23 protein-coding genes are annotated in these 19,161 nt (G+C 72.1%); 8 read left to right on the top strand and 15 right to left on the bottom strand.

The genetic code is table 11. The features are described from left to right. Positions 1 to 7: 7 nt before the first annotated feature. From BLV39_RS26020 to BLV39_RS25995, 6 genes are read right to left on the bottom strand one after another with little or no spacing between them, the layout of a single operon-like run. The gene (locus BLV39_RS26020; RefSeq protein WP_090798568.1) at positions 8 to 886 is read right to left on the bottom strand and encodes an ABC transporter ATP-binding protein; all 879 of its coding nucleotides are present in this window, start codon (positions 884 to 886) and stop codon (positions 8 to 10) included. Between the two features lie 11 nt (positions 887 to 897). After that, entirely contained in the window at positions 898 to 1,710 is an 813-nt protein-coding gene (locus BLV39_RS26015) for a hypothetical protein (protein ID WP_090798566.1), read from the bottom strand. Next, positions 1,707 to 2,393, bottom strand: a complete 687-nt coding sequence (locus BLV39_RS26010) for a hypothetical protein (RefSeq protein ID WP_090798564.1) — start codon at positions 2,391 to 2,393, stop codon at positions 1,707 to 1,709. The genes BLV39_RS26015 and BLV39_RS26010 overlap by 4 nt, the downstream gene beginning before the upstream one ends. Before the next feature lie 31 nt (positions 2,394 to 2,424). Beyond that, entirely contained in the window at positions 2,425 to 3,471 is a 1,047-nt protein-coding gene (locus BLV39_RS26005) for a zf-HC2 domain-containing protein (RefSeq protein WP_090798562.1), read from the bottom strand. Continuing rightward, positions 3,468 to 4,034 (bottom strand): RNA polymerase sigma factor, encoded by a 567-nt coding sequence (locus tag BLV39_RS26000; protein WP_090798560.1) that lies wholly within the window; start codon positions 4,032 to 4,034, stop codon positions 3,468 to 3,470. The genes BLV39_RS26005 and BLV39_RS26000 overlap by 4 nt, the downstream gene beginning before the upstream one ends. A 51-nt stretch (positions 4,035 to 4,085) precedes the next feature. Further along, complete coding sequence (locus tag BLV39_RS25995; protein WP_090798558.1) at positions 4,086 to 5,192, bottom strand: erythromycin esterase family protein; 1,107 nt, start codon at positions 5,190 to 5,192, stop codon at positions 4,086 to 4,088. A 60-nt stretch (positions 5,193 to 5,252) separates the two neighbouring features. Between BLV39_RS25995 and BLV39_RS25990 the strand changes: the two genes are divergently transcribed. After that, positions 5,253 to 6,044 (top strand): TioE family transcriptional regulator, encoded by a 792-nt coding sequence (locus BLV39_RS25990; protein WP_090798556.1) that lies wholly within the window; start codon positions 5,253 to 5,255, stop codon positions 6,042 to 6,044. Here BLV39_RS25990 and BLV39_RS25985 read toward each other — a convergent pair. Both BLV39_RS25985 and BLV39_RS25980 read right to left on the bottom strand, forming a co-directional pair. Then, positions 5,927 to 7,177, bottom strand: coding sequence for an MFS transporter (locus tag BLV39_RS25985; protein ID WP_090798554.1), 1,251 nt, complete (start codon positions 7,175 to 7,177; stop codon positions 5,927 to 5,929). The two genes, BLV39_RS25990 and BLV39_RS25985, sit on opposite strands and share 118 nt — an antisense overlap. Then, positions 7,174 to 7,752, bottom strand: coding sequence for an ArsR/SmtB family transcription factor (locus tag BLV39_RS25980; RefSeq protein WP_090798552.1), 579 nt, complete (start codon positions 7,750 to 7,752; stop codon positions 7,174 to 7,176). The genes BLV39_RS25985 and BLV39_RS25980 overlap by 4 nt, the downstream gene beginning before the upstream one ends. A gap of 87 nt (positions 7,753 to 7,839) precedes the next feature. Here BLV39_RS25980 and BLV39_RS25975 point away from each other — a divergent pair, with 87 nt between their 5' ends. Continuing rightward, entirely contained in the window at positions 7,840 to 9,015 is a 1,176-nt protein-coding gene (locus BLV39_RS25975; RefSeq protein ID WP_204082632.1) for a winged helix DNA-binding domain-containing protein, read from the top strand. Between the two features lie 214 nt (positions 9,016 to 9,229). On the opposite strand, the gene BLV39_RS25970 is transcribed toward BLV39_RS25975, so the two are convergent. Both BLV39_RS25970 and BLV39_RS25965 read right to left on the bottom strand, forming a co-directional pair. Next, positions 9,230 to 10,180, bottom strand: a complete 951-nt coding sequence (locus tag BLV39_RS25970) for a tyrosine-type recombinase/integrase (RefSeq protein WP_373315214.1) — start codon at positions 10,178 to 10,180, stop codon at positions 9,230 to 9,232. 21 nt (positions 10,181 to 10,201) lie between these two features. After that, positions 10,202 to 11,017 carry a helix-turn-helix transcriptional regulator gene (locus BLV39_RS25965; protein ID WP_090798546.1) on the bottom strand — a complete coding sequence of 272 codons (816 nt, stop codon included), beginning with the start codon at positions 11,015 to 11,017 and terminating at the stop codon, positions 10,202 to 10,204. Between the two features lie 50 nt (positions 11,018 to 11,067). Here BLV39_RS25965 and BLV39_RS25960 point away from each other — a divergent pair, with 50 nt between their 5' ends. Beyond that, the gene (locus BLV39_RS25960; protein WP_090798544.1) at positions 11,068 to 11,478 is read left to right on the top strand and encodes a DUF2000 domain-containing protein; all 411 of its coding nucleotides are present in this window, start codon (positions 11,068 to 11,070) and stop codon (positions 11,476 to 11,478) included. On the opposite strand, the gene BLV39_RS25955 is transcribed toward BLV39_RS25960, so the two are convergent. Then, positions 11,453 to 12,034, bottom strand: a complete 582-nt coding sequence (locus tag BLV39_RS25955; protein ID WP_090798542.1) for a helix-turn-helix domain-containing protein — start codon at positions 12,032 to 12,034, stop codon at positions 11,453 to 11,455. The two genes, BLV39_RS25960 and BLV39_RS25955, sit on opposite strands and share 26 nt — an antisense overlap. Positions 12,035 to 12,102: 68 nt before the next feature. On the opposite strand from BLV39_RS25955, the gene BLV39_RS25950 reads away from it, so the two are divergent. Both BLV39_RS25950 and BLV39_RS25945 read left to right on the top strand, forming a co-directional pair. Then, positions 12,103 to 13,032 (top strand): NAD(P)/FAD-dependent oxidoreductase, encoded by a 930-nt coding sequence (locus tag BLV39_RS25950; RefSeq protein ID WP_090798540.1) that lies wholly within the window; start codon positions 12,103 to 12,105, stop codon positions 13,030 to 13,032. Between the two features lie 79 nt (positions 13,033 to 13,111). Further along, positions 13,112 to 14,653, top strand: a complete 1,542-nt coding sequence (locus BLV39_RS25945; protein ID WP_090798538.1) for an alpha/beta hydrolase — start codon at positions 13,112 to 13,114, stop codon at positions 14,651 to 14,653. Positions 14,654 to 14,744: 91 nt separating this feature from the next. Here BLV39_RS25945 and BLV39_RS25940 read toward each other — a convergent pair whose 3' ends face one another. Next, positions 14,745 to 15,398: a nucleotidyltransferase domain-containing protein gene (locus BLV39_RS25940; RefSeq protein ID WP_090798536.1), complete on the bottom strand. Its 654-nt coding sequence runs from the start codon at positions 15,396 to 15,398 to the stop codon at positions 14,745 to 14,747. After that, positions 15,395 to 15,934, bottom strand: a complete 540-nt coding sequence (locus BLV39_RS25935; protein ID WP_204082633.1) for a P-loop nucleotide/nucleoside kinase family protein — start codon at positions 15,932 to 15,934, stop codon at positions 15,395 to 15,397. Before BLV39_RS25935 ends, BLV39_RS25940 begins: the two co-directional genes overlap by 4 nt. 239 nt (positions 15,935 to 16,173) lie before the next feature. On the opposite strand from BLV39_RS25935, the gene BLV39_RS25930 reads away from it, so the two are divergent. The 3 genes from BLV39_RS25930 (at position 16,174) to BLV39_RS25920 (ending at position 18,329) form a co-directional block, all read left to right on the top strand. Next, complete coding sequence (locus BLV39_RS25930; protein WP_090798532.1) at positions 16,174 to 16,674, top strand: pyridoxamine 5'-phosphate oxidase family protein; 501 nt, start codon at positions 16,174 to 16,176, stop codon at positions 16,672 to 16,674. 81 nt (positions 16,675 to 16,755) lie between these two features. Continuing rightward, positions 16,756 to 17,169, top strand: coding sequence for a YciI family protein (locus BLV39_RS25925; protein WP_090798530.1), 414 nt, complete (start codon positions 16,756 to 16,758; stop codon positions 17,167 to 17,169). Continuing rightward, entirely contained in the window at positions 17,169 to 18,329 is a 1,161-nt protein-coding gene (locus BLV39_RS25920) for an RNA polymerase sigma factor (RefSeq protein ID WP_090798528.1), read from the top strand. The genes BLV39_RS25925 and BLV39_RS25920 overlap by 1 nt, the downstream gene beginning before the upstream one ends. Here the strand turns inward: BLV39_RS25920 and BLV39_RS25915 are convergent. After that, the gene (locus BLV39_RS25915) at positions 18,307 to 18,723 is read right to left on the bottom strand and encodes a VOC family protein (RefSeq protein ID WP_090798526.1); all 417 of its coding nucleotides are present in this window, start codon (positions 18,721 to 18,723) and stop codon (positions 18,307 to 18,309) included. The two genes, BLV39_RS25920 and BLV39_RS25915, sit on opposite strands and share 23 nt — an antisense overlap. Before the next feature lie 35 nt (positions 18,724 to 18,758). Then, positions 18,759 to 19,109 (bottom strand): helix-turn-helix transcriptional regulator, encoded by a 351-nt coding sequence (locus BLV39_RS25910; protein WP_204082635.1) that lies wholly within the window; start codon positions 19,107 to 19,109, stop codon positions 18,759 to 18,761. Between the last annotated feature and the right edge of the window lie 52 nt (positions 19,110 to 19,161).

The following is a 19,161-nucleotide window of genomic DNA, read 5'->3' as shown; positions in this document are numbered from 1 at the left end:
CGACTGGTCAGCCGACCGGGGTTGGCACGGATGAGCGCATCAGGGCGACATAGCCCTCCTCGAGTGACGGGGTGACCAGGACGGCGTCGGGTGCTGGTGGTCGTGGGCTGACTACGCGGTAGTGGGTGCCGTCGGCGCGGGCGATCGCGGAGACCACGACCCCGTCGGTGGGTGGTGGGCCTGGGGTGACGATCTCCCAGGTGACGCCCTCGGCGCGGGCCGTTAGGTCGGTGACCGCGCCAGTGAATAGGACGCGGCCGGCGGCTAGGACGGCGGTTTGGCGGCAGGTTTGTGCCACGTCTTCGACGATGTGGGTGCTGAGCAGGACCGTGCGGGCGTCGGCCAGGCTCGACAGCAGCGTGCGGAAGCGGATCCGTTCCTCGGGGTCCAGGCCGACGGTGGGCTCGTCGACGATCAGCAGGGCCGGGTCGCCGAGCAGTGCCTGGGCGATGCCGACCCGGCGGCGCATGCCGCCGGAGAAGCCCTTGAGCTTGCGGCCGGCCACGTCGGACAGGCCGACCAGGTCGAGCAGTTCGCCGGCCTGGCGGCGCCGGGCCGCCCGGTCGTCGAGGCCCTTGAGCAGCCCTACGTAGTCGAGGAACTCGGTCGGCGTCAGGTCCGGGTAGAGGCCCAGGTCCTGTGGCAGGTAGCCGAGGCGGCGTTGCACCGCGACCCGGCCGGCGCGGGTCGACAGGTCGTGGCCGCCGGCGATGACCCGGCCGGAGGTGGCCGGCAGCACGCCGGCCAGGATCCGCATGAGCGTGGTCTTGCCCGCGCCGTTGGTGCCGAGGAGGCCGAACATCCCGCCGGTCACCGTCAGGTCGACACCGTCGAGGGCGGTCACCCGGCCGAACCGGCGCCGCAGGTCAGCGATTTCGATGTGCACGATGGGTCCTCTCAGGCCTTGGACGGCCAGGTCTGGCGGGCATTGCGGTGTGCGACCAGGGCCGCGGCGGCGAGCGGGATCAGCCCGCACAGGACGACGACGACGGCGCTGAGCGCCGCGGTCGCGGCGGAGGGGTCTGGGCGCAGGAATGGCAGAAAGCCCGGGGTGCCGGCGAACAGGGCGGTGTGGTCGTTGGCGAGCAGCCAGGTCGCCCCGTAGTCGCCGATCGGGGTGAGCAGGGTGCCGGTCAGCGAGGGCAGGAACTCAGGGGTGAGCAGGTTGCCCCAGAACCAGTAGCCGACGAACAGGACGCGGAACAGCGGCACCGAGACGATGACCGGGCAGACCAGGGCGAAGCCCGCCACCATCGCGATCCCGGGGAGGGTGACCACGAGGAACGCGACCAGCGCCCACCCGATCAGGGCCGGGTCGTGCCGCGTGGGTAGCTCGGTGATCGCGGCCAGCAGCAGGGCCGCCAGGCCCGGCAGGGCGCAGGCGGCCACGCCGCCGAGGTATTTGCCCGCCAGCCGGGTGGCCGGTGCGTGCGGCAGGCTTTCCAGCAGCGGCTCGACGCGTAGCTTGCGGTCGCGGACCAGCCGGTCGGCGAGCAGCATGCCGTAGGCGAGCGGCATCAGGATCGCGAACAGCAGCGCCCAGGTGCCCATCACCTCGCGGGCCGGCGTGCCCATCGGAAGGCTGCGCGGGCCGCGGTCGCCCTGGAGCACGATCAACGCCCCTCCGAGCAGTGTCGCGGCGATCCACAGTGAACGTTTGCGGGCCTGCATGCGGAACTCGTAGCGGGCCACCGCCAGCAGAGCATTCACGCGTCCTCCTCGGAGAGCAGTCGTTCGGGCCTGCTCAGGACGGCGGCGGTGACCGTCAGGAGCAGCAGGCCGCCGGCGAGCAGCCCGACCCGGTTCGCGGCCCAGCCGGGGCCGTCGCCGACCCGGCTGGTGAAGAACAGGAACAGTGGGCGCAGCAGAGGGCTGCCGACGAACACCGACGCCCAGACCTGCTCGCCGATCCACACCAGGGCGACGGCGCTGCTGGCCAGCACCGCGCTGCGGGTCACCGTGGCGACCAGCGCGGCGAAGCCGGCCAGCCACAGGGTCGGTGCCGCCCAGACCAGCAGGCTGGCCACGCCGCCGGGGCCGGTGCGGTAGCCGGCCACGGCGACGGCGGCGGTGTGGGCGAGGCAGAGCACCGCGGTGACCGCGCCGAGCACGCCGAGCCGGCGGCCGATGGTGGCCAGGTGTGGGGTGGGCAGTGACAGGTGCAGCTCGCGGCAGTTCTCGCGGGTGACGATGGTCAGGGCGACCATCGCGACCGCGAGCGGCGTGATCGCCTCGAGCCCGGCCAGCAGGAGTGTCTGTGCCTGGTCGCGGCTCCCGTCGGTGGCCCGGATGAATATGGCGATGGCGGCCGCGAACAGCAGCGCGGCGGGTGGGGCGAGTAACGCGGCCGGGCCGGCCCGACGCGCCTCGTGAAGCCAGATGGTCAGTCTCACGGTGATGGGTACCGGGTGGGGTGGGGAAGGTTCATGACGGGAGGGCGGGAATTCCGCGGTGCCGGCCGGCCAGCGGCGCGAGGGCGACCGTCGCGACCGCGACCACGACGGCGCTGAGCAGCAGCGGCGGGCCCGGTCGCCACAGCGCGTCAAGGAACGGCGCCACGCCGTGGTCGAGGATCGAGGTCGGCGCCAGCAGGCGCAGCACCCACAACGCCATCACCACCGTGATGCCGGCCTCGTGCCGCCAGAGGACGGCCAGCGCGAAGCTCATCGCGGACAGCGGCACCAGCGGGCCGAACCAGGTCAGGAACAACTCCGCGAGCAGCAGGTCGCCGCGCGGCCAGGCCACGGCCACCGAGGCGGCCGTGCCGATGCCGACGGTCACCGCCAGGACGAGGGTGAGGCGGGCCAGCACGAGTACGCGGGTCGAGGTGGGCGTGGCCCGGACGAGCTCCGCCGCCTCGCCGTCGGCGCTGCACGCGGCGGCCACCGAGACCGCCGCCACCAGGGGGACGACCAGCGCGAGCAGGTCACCGGCCCGGCCGGGCGGGGCGGAGGCGGCGTAACCGGCCGCGGCACCGATCACCACCAACGCGATCGCCCACACCCGCCAGCCGATCAGCCCGACCTGGCGGGTCAGCAGACCCCAGGCGATCCGCCCGGAAGCCAGCGGGCGACGGGCCGGCGCGGCGGTCGGGAGGTAGCGAGGCACGGCCGGCCCGGACGACACCGCCGCCGATCGAGACTCCGCGGCCCGACCGCCGCGCGACGGCGACGGTCCGGAACGACGCCGGCCTGACAGCGATGCCTCAGCCGAAGAAGCCATCGCAGACCCGACCGCCTCTGACGGCGCTGTGGCCACCGCCAGCCGCGCCCGGAGGGCCGCGAACGGTGGCGGGTCCGATGGGGTTACGGCGAGGGTGGCCGTGCGTATCCCCGTCGCCAACGTCGACCACGACGCGGCGTCGGTGCGGCAGGAAGGGCAACCCCGTAGGTGGCCGGCGATCTCCGCCGCCTGTGGCGGTGGGAGCGTGCCGGCCGCGTACGCCGGTAGCTGGTCGACGGGATGGGTCATCGGCCGACCTCCTTCACGGTGAGCTGGTCGACGGGCAGGGCCCGGGCCAGGGCGGCGCGGGCGTTGAAGAGGCGGCTCTTGACCGTGCCGAGCGGGATGTCGAGCAAGGTGGCGATCTCCGCCATGGGCAGTTCGGCGACGAACGTCAGGTGGAGCACCTCGCGATGGCCCGCGGGCAACCGCGCCAGCGCCCCACCGACCGCCGCGACGTCGGCCCGGGCCAGGGCTATCTCGTCAGGTGTCGGAAGGGCGCTCGGCACGGACGCGGCCGCGTCCAGTGGCAGGGACGGCGGTGGCATGGAACGGGTGCGCTTGCCGGCCTGGCGGCGGCAGATGCCGAACAGCCACGTCCGCACGGTCGACCCGCCCGCGAACCGGGCCGCCGCGCCCTGCCACACGCCGACGAACGTGTCCTGTAGTGCCTCCTCCGCCTGCCCCCGGTCGGCGGTCAGCTGCACGGCATAGCGCAGCAGCACCGCCGCGTGGCGGGCGTAGAGCAGCTCCAGTGCCTGCTCGTCGCCACCCGCCACGCGGCGCACCAACGCCTCGTCGGACCCGTCCATCGCTTGTGGGTACCACCGCGCCGCAAGAAGGTTCACCGGCTGTGGCGGCGATTACAGATCCTTGACGAAGACGATCCCGTCGATCCGGGCGAGCTGGGTCGGATCCAGCGGGGCGTACCCGAACCACGGCGACACGCGAGGCACACCGGCCAGCCCTTGCGGAGAGACGACAGAACGGTCCTCAGGAAGCCCGTACAACTGGCCTTCGATGGTGTCCGGCGGTGGCGAAGACACCCCGTGCTGCCGGATCGTGCCGATCGCCGTGGCCACGAACGCGTAGTCCCCGCCGAGACGGGCGTCGACGATCGCGCCGGCACCCCACCATGAAATCGCCTGGCCACCCAGTCGCATCCCGCTCCTGCCGCGCTGGAGATGACTGTTGTGGGCGTGCACGAAGACCGGCCCCCGTGCGGCGAGGGCGAGCAGGTTCGCGGCCATCATCGCGTCCCGCACCCCGGCCAGCCGCGCGAGCCGGCCAGGTGACGAGTCCGCCATCCAGAAGTGATAACGGAGGAGCCCGACAGCGGTACGCGCATAGAGGTGGACCAGGTCGTCGGACGCGAAGGCAGGCGTCTGCTCCGACAGCAACGCCACCAGATCGTCGGCGACCCCGCGAAGCTCCGGCGCCGCCTGCCCGACAGACGCTCCCGGGTCCATCATGGCGGCGGGATTCGTCCAAAGCTCATCGGAGCCGAGCAGGCTGTCGAGCGTCTCCGCGTCGCACGGAAGCAGATCGGCGTCCACCCGGGCGGCAAGAGCGGAGTGCAGTGCGATGAGCGCCGGCCCAGGACTCGCGGCGGCGGCGAGCTCCAGCGGCCCGTCAAACCCCGCGAAACGCACCCAATCGGAAGCGGAACGTCCCTCGTTGTACGCGCGCATCCAGCTCACCAGCTCACGGTTGGCGGCGGACGCACCCCAACCATGGCTGAACCCGCGCCGCATCACCTCGTCCAGCGACCCGCGACCCGTCGTGACGTACTCGTCCACGACCAGCCCCATCAGGCAGTCGCTCTCGATCGCGATGGTGCGGTACCCCTCGTCGACGAGCGATTGGAACAGCTCATTGCGTACGTGGAGCAGCACGTCCTCGCCGTGGGTGGGCTCACCGAGCCCGAGGACGCGCGGCCGGCCCGACAGCAGCTTCAGAACAGCAGTCATGCCTCTCAACAGTATCGTTGAACCTTCGGTTGAGACTTCTGTGCGACGTTAGGCGGGGCGGTGCGGGAAAAGCTTCAAAGGCCGGTGGACCTGGCCCGGCAGCACGGCCGGTCCACGCAGGCGATCAGGAACTACGAGGCGGCCGGCATCCTCCCCGAGACAGACCGCACGCCGTCCGGCTACCGCACCTACACGCCGACCCACGCCACGGCCTTGGCCGCCTACCTCGCCCTCGTGCCCGGCCACGGCAACCAGACCGCCACCTCGATCATGCGGGCCATCAACGGGTACGCGACCGCGGACGCGCTGGCGCTGATCGACGAGAGCCACGCACAGCTACTTGAGGACCGGCGCACCTTGCGGGCCGTCGAAACCGCACTGCGCGACCTCGAACCAGTCCCGGCCGAGCGCGGCGACACGTTCGTCGGTCCGCTGTCGCGCCGGCTCGGCATCCGCCCGGCCACCCTGCGCAAGTGGGAGGACGCCGGCCTGGTCCAGCCGCGCCGGGACCCGCGAACGAGCTACCGGATCTACGGCGCGGCCGACGTACGCGATGCGCTGTTGACCCATCAGCTCCGCCGTGGCGGCTATCTCCTGGAGCAGATTTCGCCCGTGATCGCCCAGGTCCGGTCCGCCGGTGGCGTCGCGCCGCTGGAGTCGATGCTGCGGGACTGGCGCGCCCGCCTCGATGCGAGGGGACGCGCCATGCTCACCGGGGCAGCCGCCCTGGACGCCTACCTAGCTTGCAGGTCGGCCGAATCCTCGGCGACGCGGGGTGATGGCACGGAAGGTCGCACGTCGAGCTCCCGCCAGACCGGCCGCACCAGCGGCAGCAGCGTGACCGCCAGATAGAGCACGCCCGTCCCGATCAGGGCGACGTGTACGCCCGCCACGCCGGCCACCGCGCCGCCGAGCAGCCCGCCCAGGGGGATCCCGGCCCAGGCGACCGCCGTCAGGACGCCCTGGACCCGGGCCATCATGTGCTCCGGGACGCGCTCGTAGAGGATCGCGCCGAGGATCGGGTTGATCGCGGCTATGCCGAGGCCGGCGGCGAACGACACCGCGTAGAGCAGCCAGACCTCGTCGCTGAAGCCGGCCGCCAGGAATCGCGGTGCGCCGCCGACGATGAACCCGACGGTGAACAGGGCCCAGCGCGGTGCCCGCGGCGCGTACGCGGTGAAGACGATGTTGCCCAACACCGCACCGATCGCGAACGACCCGCTGGCCAGGCCGAGCACGACCGACGAACCCACCAGCGTGGCCCACATCGGCAACAGGACCGAGTTGTACGCGGCATCGAACAGGTTGGTCGCGAACATCATCACGATGATCGCGCCGGCCAACCGGTCCCGCCGCACGAAGACGATGCCGGCCCGCAACGCCAGCCGGTACGACTCCTCCTTGACCGGCACTTCCGCCGGCGGCACCCGGACCAGCAGGAGCACCAGGGCAGCCGCGACCGCGAACGTGGCCGCGTCGAACAGCAGCACCGTCGGCGCGTCGAGCACCGCGATCAGCGCACCGCCGGCCGGGGCGCCGAGCAGGGTGGCGAGCCGGTGCAGGCCGTCCTGCAGGCTGGCGGCGCGGGTCATCTCCATGCCGGACTCGCGCGCCACGCGGGGGAAGATCGCTTCCTTGGCGGTGTCGCTGAACCCGCGCAGGCCGCCGGCGATGCCGACCAGCACGAGCAGGCCGCCGAAGCCGATCCGGTCGTGCAGCAGCGGGATCGCGCCGATGGCGAGGGCGCTGACCGCGTCGGCGACGATGCTGAAGCGGCGGCCGCCGATCCGGTCGATCAACGGGCCTCCGGCGCCGGCGGCGAGCACGTAGGGAAGCATCTCCACGAATGCGACGACGCCCGCGCGGCTCGGCGAACCGGTGCTGACCAGCACGAACCAGGGCAGGGCGAGCGCGCTCATCCGGGTGCCGACGGCCGAGATCGTGTCGGCGGTCAGCAGGGCCACGAGCGCGGGCCGGCGGCTCATCGCTCCTCCTCCTCGGGCGCGGCCGGGAACGGCAGGAGGTGCACCTGGAGCGTGACCTTCTCGGCGCCGTCCGGGTGCTCGATGTCGGGGTCGTCCCGCCGGTAGCGCTCCGCCAGCGCGAAGATCGCTTCGTTGAGCTCCATCGCCTCGGCCTGGGTGAGCCGCAGTCGCCAGTCGCTGATCGTGAACGGGTCACGCCATCGCGGCGGCATCGACGCCATCTCGTCAAGGAAGCGGACGGTCTGGTCGGCGTATTGGGCGGCGACCGCTCGCAGGTAGCCCTCCGCCTCGGCGGGTGGCAACGCCGAGTCGATCTCGAGGCGGGTGGTCCGGTGGGCAGCCTTCCACCAGCGCTCGCGGCCGACGTTGCGTTCCGGGTCGTCGACCACGAAGCCGTAGTTGGCCAGGATCCGCAGGTGGTAGCTGGTAGCGCCGGTCGACTGGCCGAGCCGCTCGGCGAGCGTGGTCGCGGTGGCCGGCCCGTTCTCGCGCAGCAGGCCGAGCATGCGGACCCGCAGGGGGTGCGCGAGGCCGCGCAGTGTCGTGGCGTCGGCGTTGACTTCGCGCTCTGTCATGTATGCAAAGGTATCTTTGCCAAGACTTCTTTGCAAGCAATCCTTTGCATCCGGTTCTTGTCGGTGGGTCGTGCGACGATTCCTGCCGTGACGCGACGCATGGACAACACCGAGCGCCGGGCCCGGCTGGCCCTCCGCCACCGCCTGGCGGGCCCGCCCGCCCATGACCCGGTCGAGGTCACCCGCGACCTCGTGGTGCTGCACGCCACCGACGCGGCCACCGTCTATCTAGGCGCCGCGGCGCGGCTGCACGCGCCGGTCATCAAGGACCTCGAGCACGCGTTGTACGCGGACCGCACGCTGATCCGGATGCTCGGCATGCGGCGCACCATGTTCGTGGCGCCCGTCGAGCACGCCCCGATCGTGCAGGCCGCCTGCACCGACGCGATCGCCGTGGTGCAGCGCAAGCTACTGCTCAAGCACCTGACCGAGGCCGGCCACGACCTCGGTGACCCGTGGCTACGCGACGTCGAGCAGGCCACGTTGGCCGCCCTGGTCGCCCGGGGCTCGGCCACCGCGGCGCAGCTATCCGCCGACGAGCCGCGACTACGCACCCAGCTCTCGATCGACGAGGACAAGCCCTACGGTGCCGCGCCCGCGATCACCTCCCGGGTGCTCAACCTGCTGTCCATGCAGGGCCTGATCGTCCGTGGACGTCCGCGCGGGTCGTGGTTGTCGACGCAATACGAGTGGGCGCCCGCGTCCGTGTGGGTTCCCGGGGGCCTCCACCGGCACGACGCGGCGGCGGCCCGCATCGAGCTCGCCCGGTTGTGGCTGGCCCGGTTCGGCCCGGCCATGCCGGCCGACCTCAAGTGGTGGGCGGGCTGGACGGGCGCCCAGGTCAAGGCCGCCCTGGCTGGGCTCGACGTCGAAGAGGTGACCCTCGAAGACGGCGCGGCCGGGGTGGTGCTGGCCGACGACGTCGCCCCGGTCTCGTCGCCTGATCCTTGGGTGGCCCTACTGCCGGCTCTCGATCCGACGATCATGGGTTGGGTCGGTCGCGAGTGGTACCTCGGGCCGCACTCGCCGGCCCTGTTCGACCGCTCGGGCAACCCTGGCCCGACGGTCTGGGTCGACGGCCGGGTGGTCGGCGGCTGGTCGCAACGCCCCGACGGCAAGATCGTGCACCGACTACTCGAAGAGGTGCCTGCCGGCACCAAGAAGCGCATCACGACAGCCGCGTCCGAACTGGAGGACTGGCTGGGCGACGCCCGGGTCAAGCCAAAGTTCCGCACGCCGCTTGAGCGGGAGCTATCCGCGTAGGTCTGGCCTGCAGTCCTCGTCGGCGTGACGCGCTGCCCGCGGGCGTGTCGGCGGCTCAGGGGTGGTGTCTCGCGGGAGCCGACGTGTTTTCCCGTGTGCCTACATGGAAGAACATGTCGGCTCCCGCGAACGCCCCGCGTCCGCAGGCAACGCGTCGCGGCGCTGCTGGTCCTGCGCGGGGGGTCACCACGACGGCAGTGGTGCGCGGCGGGCGTTACGGGGTGCGGCGGGCGCGGGCGGCCCAGATGGCGTAGGCCGGGTCGCGGTCCAGGTTGTGGCGGTCGCGGTCGTAGCGGCGGGTGGTGCGCGGGTCCGCGTGGCCCATGGCGTCCTGCACGTCCTCCAGCGCGACGCCCTCCGAGCGGGCCGTCGTCGCGAACGCGTGGCGCAGCGAGTGCGGCGACAACCGGTCCGCGGCCGGGATGCCTGCGTCGCGCGCGACCTTGCGGACCAGGCGGAAGACCGCGTGCCGATCCAACCGACCGCCGGACGCCGTCGCCAGCAGCGGGCCGGTCAGGTCGGCGGCGCGGACGCCGGCCGCCTCGGCGCGTGAGGCGAGATAGGTGTCGACGGCCGCCGCGGTGCCCGGCGTCAGTGCCCGGCGGCGATGCTTGCCGCCCTTGCCCGTGAAGCGGATGCTGCGATGGCCGCGCTCCTCCCCCAGGTCGGCGACGTCGAGTGAGACCAGCTCACCTACCCGCAGCCCGAGGTCGGCGAGCAGTGCCAGGGCGGCCCTGGTCCGGGCGGCGGTCGGTCCGGTCGCGACGGCGGCCGCGCGCAGGAGCGCGTCGACCTCCTCGGGCGCCAGGCCGACGGTGGCCGAGTGGTCGCGGTCGACGCGGGGGCGGTCCGCGCCGGAGACCGGGTTGGCGTCCAGGGCGCGCAGTTTGACGAGGAAGTCGTACCAGCTCGACAGGGCCGACATCTTGCGGGCGACCGTGGTCGGGGCGGACGTTTCCTCGACTTCGCGGGCGTACGCGTTGACGTCCAGGAACGTCGCCGCGAGCGGGTCGACGCCGTGTTCGCCGCACCAGGCCAGCCACCGGCCGACGTCTCGCTTGTAGGCGGCCCGCGTGTGCACCGACAACCGCCGGTTGGCGAGCCACGCGTCCGTGAACTCGCCCGCACCGGACCGCGGCGCCGGCACACTGCGGCCGGCCGGCACGAGCGAGGTCACGCGCAGACGCTAGCCAGCGGGCGGCGGCGCGGCCGCGCGGCGCGCCGCGCCGCCCGCGAACTTCGCCGGAGTGGTGCCGAGGTAGCGACGGAACGTACGCGTCAGGTGTGCCTGGTCGTAGAAACCGGCCTCGGCCGCCACGCCCGCCGTGGGATGGCCGGCCAGCAGGAGCGCTCGGGCGCGGTCGACGCGGCGGCCGACCAGGTACGCGTGGGGCGGCAGCCCGAACGCCGCCGTGAACGCCCGGACCAGATGGGTCGGATGGGCACCGAGCCGGGCCGCGGCGGCCTCCAGGGTCAGTCCGCTGGTCACGTGCGCATCAAGGAGATCGCGCAGGTCCTGGGCGAGCCGCCGCGGCGGCCGCTGCGGGTGCGGCGCGCCCAGGTGGCTGCGGAGCCGGTCCACCACCAGGGCCAGCCGGCTCTCCGCGTGTAACTCCTCGCCGGGACCGTCGAGCACCCGGTGCAGCTCAGCCACCCGCCGGCGCAGCAGCGGGTCGGCCAGCGCCGGATGGTCGACCGCGGCACCGGTCAGCTCCCGCCCGACCACGTCGGCGTCGAGGTAGACGACCCGCTTGACGAAGCCGCCCGGTGTGGCGGCGCGGCCGTCGTGCGGCACGTGCGGCGGCAGCAGCGTGACCTGGTCGGCGACCGCGCCGTGTCCGTGCCGGTCCAGGTCGTAGCGGATCGCGCCGTCGTCCACGACCAGCAGCGTCCAGGCGTCGTGGGTGTGCGGCGGGTACGCGTGCGTCACGAACCGGGCGTGCAGCACCTCGGCGACCCCCGGCACCGCCGGACGCCAGGCGCGCAACCGCTGGCCCTCCATGTCAGGAACGTACAAGACCGGCGGGTGCGGGCGGCGGCACGCTGGGCGGCATGAGGTTCGAGACGAAGATCGCCGTGTTGCTCCGCGACGACCTGGCGACGTGGCAGCGGCTCAACGTGACCGCGTTCCTGGTCAGCGGGATCGCCGGCACCCGACCGGAAACCATCGGCCAGCCGTACGCGGACGCGGACGGCACCCCGTACCTGCCGATGTTCCGCCAACCGGTGATGGTCTTCGCGGGCGACGCCGTCCTGCTCACCGCGGCCCGGGAACGGGCGCTGCGGCGCGGCCTGACCCCGGCGATCTTCACCACGGACCTGTTCGCCACCGGCCACGACGCCGCCAACCGGGAGGCGGTGGCCGCCGTACACGCCGACAAGCTCGACCTGGTCGGGATCGCCCTCCACGGCCCACGCAACGACATCGACAAGATCCTCAAGGGCGCGACCCTGCATCCTTAGGGCCGGTTCGGGCCCGGACGTGCATCCGTTCGCCTTGCGGCCCGAACAGGCTGAGCAGCTCCGCGGCCTGGTCGTAGGGGTTGCTGATGGCGTGCGGGGTCCGGGTGTCGAACTCGGCGACCTCGCCCTCCTCCAGCGTCAGGTCGTGGTCGCCGAGGCGCAGCCGGACGCGGCCGTAGAGGACGTAGAACCACTCGTACCCCTCGTGCCGTTGCAGCTCCGCGTGTGGCTCGTAGCGGGCCGGGAAGATCCACTTGAACGCCTGGACGCCGCCCGGACGCCGGCTCAGCGGCAGGAACGTGAGCGCGCCCCGGCGGATCGGGCGGGCGTGCACGCGCGGGTCACCGGTCTGTGGCGCGCCGACGAGCTCGTCCAGTGGGACCTGGTGGGCCCGCGCCAGCGGCATCAGCAGCTCCAGGGTCGGGCGGCGGCCGCCGGACTCGAGCCGGGACAGGGTGCTGACCGAGATGCCGGTCTCCTCGGACAGCTCCGCGAGGGTGGCTCCGCGCTCTTTGCGCAGCGCGCGTAGCCGTTCGCCCACCGTTTTCGGGTCCATGACACAGAATTTGCCAGAGCGGCAACGAATGTTGCCACTTTTGGCAGTCATGCGGGAGCGTCCAGGGCATGGAAACCTATGACGTCATCATCGTCGGCGGTGGTCCCGCGGGGCTCGCCGGCGCACTCACCCTGGCGCGCGCACGACGCAGCGTGCTGGTGGTCGACAACGGCACGCCGCGCAACGCCGCCGCCGGCCACGTCCACAACTTCCTCACCCGGGACGGCACCCCGCCGGCCGAGCTGCTCGCGATAGGCCGGGCCGAGGTCGAGGGCTACGGGGCGACCTTCGCCACGGGTACGGCGACCGGCGCCAAGGCAACAGCCGACAGCTTCACCCTCACCCTCGACGACGGCCGCACCTTCAAGGCCCGCCGGCTGCTGGTGACCACCGGCCTGGCCGACGAGCTGCCCGACATCCCGGGTCTGGCCGGACGGCTGGGCAGCGACGTGCTGCACTGCCCGTACTGCCACGGTTGGGAGGTCCGCGACCAGGCGATCGGCATCATCGCCACCACGGCCGCCGTCGCCCACGTGGCCCTGCTCTGGCGGCAGTGGAGTGCCGACGTCACGGTCGTCCTCAACGGCCAGCCCGCCCCGACCGGGCAGGACGCGGCACTGCTGGCCGCCCGCGGCATCACGCTCGTCGACGACCGGGTCACCGCCCTTGACCCGGACCGCACGGCCCACCTGGCCGGCGGCGCGACCCTGACCCCCGACGTCTGGGTGGTCCCGACCCGGATGACGGCCCGCGACGACCTGCTGACCGACCTGGGCGTCGAGACCGGGCCGGTGCTGATGGGCGACATCGAGGTCGGCGTGGCCGTCAAGGCCGACGCGAACGGCGCCACCTCGGTGCCCGGCGTCTGGGTGGCCGGCAACGTCACCGACCTGCGCGCCCAGGTCATCGTCAGCGCGGCCGCCGGCCTCAACGCGGGCGCGATGATCAACGCCGACCTGGCGATGGCCGACGCCCACGCGGCGGCCAGAGTGGACTGAGGCGAACGCAAACCTGGTTCACGTTGAGTGACGGTTGGTTAGCCTGAGTGGAATCGGTCATCGGAAGACGGGGGTCAGGATGACCAACAACAGGCTCACGCGGCGCGCGGTCTCGGCCGTACTCGTCGCCTCGCTCACCGCGGTCGCCGGCGGCGCCCGGCACGCCGCGGCTTCGGACGGTCCACCACCGAGCGCACCCACCATCGAGTGGACGAGCTGCGAAGGGCTCGGCGATCAGTTCCAGTGCGCGCGGGTCCCGGTGCCGCTCGACTGGGACGAGCCCGACGGCGAGCAGATCGAGCTGGCCGTGATGAAGCACCTCGCGAGCAAGCCCGACGAGCGGATCGGGACGATGTTCATCGACCCCGGCGGACCGGGCCAGAGCGGTGTCGGCCTGGTAGGCGACAGCGGCGAAGAGCTCGACGCCTGGGGTGACGGGCGCTTCGACCTGGTGGGCTGGGACCCCCGCGGCACCAACGACAGCTCACCGGTGCGGTGCTTCACCAGCGCCGAGGAGGAGGCCGCGTTCTGGGACGGCGTGTCCATTCCCAGCACGCCGGAAGAGTCCGCCGCCTACCAGCGCAAGACCGTCGAGCTGGCCAAGCGCTGCGGTGAGGTCAGCGGCGACCTGCTGTCCCACATCACCACCGCAGACACCGCCCGGGATCTCGACCGGCTGCGGGCCGGCGTGGGCGAGGAGCGGATCACCTACGTCGGCCTCTCCTACGGCTCGTTGATCGGGCAGACGTACCTCAACCTGTTCCCGGGACGGGTCCGGGCGATCGTCATGGACGGCATCGTCGACGCGGTCGACGCGACCACCAGCATGGAAACGAACATCGGCAACACCGTCTCGTCCGCCGACGAGGTCTTCCGGCAGTTCCTCGACCTGTGCCAGAACGGCGCGCCCGGAGAGTGCGCGCTCGCCGGCCACGACGAGCCGGTCCAGCAGCGGGTGGCCCGCCTGTTCACCCAGGCCCGTCTGACGCCGATCCCGGCGCCGAACGCGGACCCGCCCGGCGAGCTCACCTACGGCGACCTGCAGGTCGCCACCTTCAACCCGCTGCGGGTGCCGCCGGACTGGCCCCAGTTCGCGGAGGACCTGGACGCGGCCGTCGAGGGGGACGCCAGCGCCCTGTTGACCGCCGCGCGGGCGATGCAGACGCCGGCCGGTTTCACCGCCGCGACCACGTCGGCCGCGATCTCCTGCGGCGACGCTCCCGCCCGCGTGCCGTCGTCGGACTGGCCCACCCAGATCGCCCGCTTCACCGAGGCCGGCGAGTTGTGGGGTCCCGTCAACGGCTGGTGGCTGTGGGCGCCGTGCGCGTCCGGCTGGCCCGCCGACGCGACCGACCGCTACACCGGGCCGTGGAACGCCCAGACCGAGAACCCGGTCCTGCTGCTGAGCGCGCGGTACGACCCCGGCACCCCGTACCGCAACGCCGTGGCGACCGAAAAGCGCCTGGCCAACGCGGTGCTGGTCACCCTCGAGGGCTGGGGCCACCCGAGCTACCAGATCGCCAGCGCGTGCATCGACGAGGTGCGGACCCGCTACCTCGTGGACCTGACCGTCCCGGCCCGCGGCACGACCTGCCAACCCGACGAGGTCCCCTTCAGCTAGGCCTCGTGGGCGGCCCGCAGGTACTGGGCGAACACCTGCGGGCTGCCCAGGCTCACCTGGATCGCGTTGCGATAGGCGACCGAGGCCGCGCTCAGCGCAGAAGGTCCAGATCTTCCCAGGCGTCGAAGACGTCGCCGTAGCCCCGCGAGCGGGCGAGCCGCTCCAGGTCGGTGAACACCGCCGACGGCGTCGAGACCAGCCGTTCGAAGGTCCACGGCGCCGGCAGCGGATGGTTGTCGAGCTCCCAACGCAGATATTTGTTGTACGGCCGGACCCGCCCGTACAACGCGAACAGCGTCCACAGGAACCAGGGCCCGGCCTCGAGCTCGTCGAGCCGGGCCAGGTCGTGGTGGCCGTCGCGGCGGCTCTTCGCGGCCCGGTAGACGAAGTTGATGTACCCGTCCAGTTCCTCCCGCACGAACGGGTCCACTTCGGCCGGCGACAGGGTGGCCTGGGCGTGGACGAGCTCGGCGATGCCACCGCGGTCGAGGAGCACGACCGCGCCACGGTACGCGTACCGCGCCCAACGGTCGGAGACGTCGGCGAGGGCCGCGAGGGTCAGCACGGCGGTGTCCAGCTCACGAGTGTGGGAGCCGGTCCAGCGCGGGGTCTGCTCCCGCACGACGACGTGGACGTCCCAGTCGGAGTGCGGGCCGTCGGTGCCGCGCGCCTTCGACCCGGAAAGGATGACCCCGACCACGTCCGGGTCGGCTTCGGCGCGGGCCAGCAGAGCGGCGTACGTCATGACAGCTCCGGCAGGGTCGGCCACCGATCACTGGCCCACTGCGGCCAACTGTCGAAACCGGGCGGCGGGGCGGGCATCGGTCCGTAGGCCAACTCGTTAGGCGTCGGCGGCTGAAACAGCGCCAGGAACCGGTCGTGGTCGGCGTCGGTCATCGCGAAGGTCGACTCCGGTCTCTCATCCCAGCGGCGGCTGGCTCGCGACCGACGTTCTTCCTCGGTCAGCTCCAGATAGCACAGCTCGAACCCGGCGCCCGCGACAGAAGCGATCGCGCGGATCGCGTAGCGCTCCTCCGGCGACCAGCAGCCGAAGTCGAGGATCACGGAGGCTCCGCCGCGCAGCACCTCGTGGGCGGTCCAGATCATCCGGCCTTCGAGGATGTCGCGGCGGCCGCCCGCCTCGCTGTCCTGGAACAGCGGCGCCATCCACTCGTCCGGGGTGAGCCGCAGCATCCGCCGCTCCGCCGCGACGCGCTTTGCCAACGTCGTCTTTCCCGAACCCGGCAGGCCGACGGTCAGGACAAGGGTGGGTCGGGTCACGGGACAAGAACACCGCAGCATCTGGACGGCCCACAACCAGGTTTCCTGGCGTTACACCATAACGGTCATTATGGTGTACGCGCTTTTTGTCGCCAGGAACCCCTCAGAGGATTACTGGATTACCAATAACAGTAATTCGCTAATACCGGCAACGCTGATGTCGAGAACGACCGGGCAGCTCCGTCCCTGGACTGAACGCGGCCAGAACGCGCCGCGCACTGTCCGAGGAGGAACGAGCCGTGCAACCGAACGAGGTCACCGAGGTTCTGAACCGACCGCTCAGCCGGGAGTTGCTGGCCCGCGACCTGACCCGCCTGGCGTACGTCGCCAAGGACGGCACGCCACGTACCGTCCCGATCGGGTTCACCTGGAACGGGTCCGAGGTCGTCATGTGCACCACGCCGAACGCCCCGAAGATGGTGGCGTTGCGGCACAACCCGGTCGTCGCGCTCACGATCGACACCGAGGTGCATCCGCCGAAGATCCTGCTCATCCGTGGCCGGGTCGAGCTCGACGTCGTCGAGGGCATTCCCGACGAGTACCTCCAGATGAACGGCACGTACGAGATGACGGCCGAGCAGCGGGTGCACTGGGAGGCGGAGGTGCGCTCGCTCTACGAGCGGATGGTCCGGATCGTCGTGACACCGACCTGGGCGAAGCTGATCGACTTCGAGACGACCCTGCCGAGCGCGGTCGAGGAGTTGATCGAGAAGCGCACGCGGAAAAATCTGGCGGGGTGATGTCGAGAACCGCCGGGCGGCTCCGTCCCCGCAGTGGAACACGGCCAGAATGGGGGCCGTACCTCACCAAGGAGTACAAAGATGGCCAAGTACCTGTTGCTCAAGCACTACCGTGGCGCGCCGGCAGCGGTCAACGACGTGCCGATGGACAAGTGGACGCCGGAGGAGATCACGGCGCACATCCAGTACATGAACGACTTCGCCCGGCGGCTCGAAGGCACCGGCGAGTTCGTCGACGGTCAGGCGCTGTCCCCGGAGGGCACGTTCGTCCGCTACGACGGCGAGGGCCGCCCGCCGGTCACCGACGGCCCGTTCGCGGAGACCAAGGACCTGATCGCCGGCTGGATGGTGATCGACGTCGACTCGTACGAGCGGGCGGTCGCGCTCGCCGGCGAGCTGTCCGCGGCTCCCGGCGCGGGTGGCAGGCCGATCCACGAGTGGCTGGAGCTGCGCCCGTTCCTGACCGAGCCCGAGACCACCACGGACTGCCACTAGTGGTCGACGAGTCCCTGCTGCGGACCCTCACCCCCACGGTGATCGGGATCCTCGGCCGGCGCGGAGCGGACTTCGCGGCGGCCGAGGACGCCGTCCAGGAGGCCCTGGTCGAGGCCCTGCGGGTGTGGCCGGACGACCCGCCGCGCGACCCCAAGGGCTGGCTGGTCACCGTCTCCTGGCGCAAGTTCGTCGACGCCGCCCGCTCCGAGGCCTCCCGCCGGGCCCGTGAGGAGCGCGTCGAGGTCGAGCCGGAGCCGGGTCCGGCCAGGGAGTCCGACGACACGCTCCAGCTCTACTTCCTGTGCGCGCACCCGTCGCTGACCCCGGCCTCGGCCGTCGCGCTCACGCTGCGCGCGGTCGGCGGCCTGACCACGCGGCAGATCGCGCAGGCCTACCTCGTGCCCGAGGCGACGATGGCCCAGCGCATCAGCCGGGCCAAGAAGACCGTCTCGGGCGTCCGCTTCGACCAGCCCGGCGACGTCGCCACCGTGCTGCGCGTGCTCTACCTGGTCTTCAACGAGGGCTACTCCGGCGACGTCGACCTGTCCGCCGAGGCGATCCGGCTGACCCGCCAGCTCGCGGCCGCGATCGACCACGCGGAGGTCGCCGGCCTGCTCGCGCTGATGCTGCTCCACCACGCCCGGCGCCCGGCCCGCACCGATCCCGACGGCCGGCTCGTGCCCCTCGCCGAGCAGGACCGCGGGAAGTGGGACACCGCGCTGATCGCCGAGGGTGTCGACGTACTCCAGGCCGCCCTGGCCCGTGACCAGCTCGGCGAGTTCCAGGCCCAGGCCGCCATCGCCGCCCTGCACGCCGACGCGCAGGCCGCCGACGAGACCGACTGGGTGCAGATCGTCGAGTGGTACGACGAGCTACTGACGCTCACCGACAACCCGGTGGCCCACCTGAACCGGGCCGTCGCGGTCGGCGAGGCCGACGGTGCGCACGCTGGCCTGGCCGCGCTGGGCAAGCTCGAACCGACCCTGCCGCGCTACACGGCGGCCGAGGCGTACCTGCGGGAGCGGGCCGGCGACCCGGTCACGGCGGCGCGGCTCTACGCGGAGGCGGCGCGCGCGGCGCCGAACCTCCCGGAACGCGACCACCTGACGCGCCAGGCCGCGCGCCTCAACGCCCGGATCAGGCCTTCCGAGGCTGGTTGAAGCGCAGCATGTTCCCCGACGGGTCACGGAACGCGCAGTCGCGTACCCCGTAGGGCTGGTCCATCGGCTCCTGGAGCACCTCGCCGCCCGCGGCGCGGATGCGCTCGAACGTGGCGTCGACGTTGTCGGTGGTGAAGATGACGCCGCGCAACAGTCCCTTGGCCAGCAGCTCGGCCATGCTCTGTTTGTCCGACTGCGAGGCGTTCGGGTCCGCCAGGGGCGGTTCGAGCACGATGTCCACGCCCGGCTGTTCCGGCGAGCCGACGGTCACCCAGCGCATGCCCTCGAAGCCGACGTCGTTGCGGACCTCCATGCCGAGCACGTCGCGGTAGAAGGCGATCGCCTTGTCGAAGTCGTCGACCGCGATGAAGCAGGTGGAAAGCGAGATTGCCATGCCGCACACGCTAGTGGGCGGCCACCGGGTCGCGCTTATCCGTTCCTGATCGGCCGCGTGTAGATCTTGGCGACGCAGGGTGGGATCGCGGCGCCGTCGTCGTGGCTGCGGGACCGGTACGCGCTCGGGCTCTCGCCGACGAGCTCGGTGAACCGGGTGCTGAACGAGCCCAGCGACGTACATCCGACGGCGAAGCAGACCTCCGTCACCGACAGGTCGCCGCGCCGCAGCAGGGCCTTGGCCCGCTCGATCCGGCGGGTCATCAGATAGCTGTACGGCGTCTCGCCGAACGCGGCACGGAAACTGCGGGAGAAGTGACCGGGTGACATCAGGGCGCCCCGGGCCAGCATCGGCACGTCGAGCGGCTCGGCGTAGTCGCGGTCCATCGCGTCGCGGGCGCGGCGCAGCCGGACCAGGTCTTCCAGGTTCACCCGTCCA

It is taken from the genome of Asanoa ishikariensis (assembly GCF_900107455.1).
GTDB lineage: Bacteria > Actinomycetota > Actinomycetes > Mycobacteriales > Micromonosporaceae > Asanoa > Asanoa ishikariensis.
This window is presented reverse-complemented; position numbering and strand designations above follow the sequence as displayed.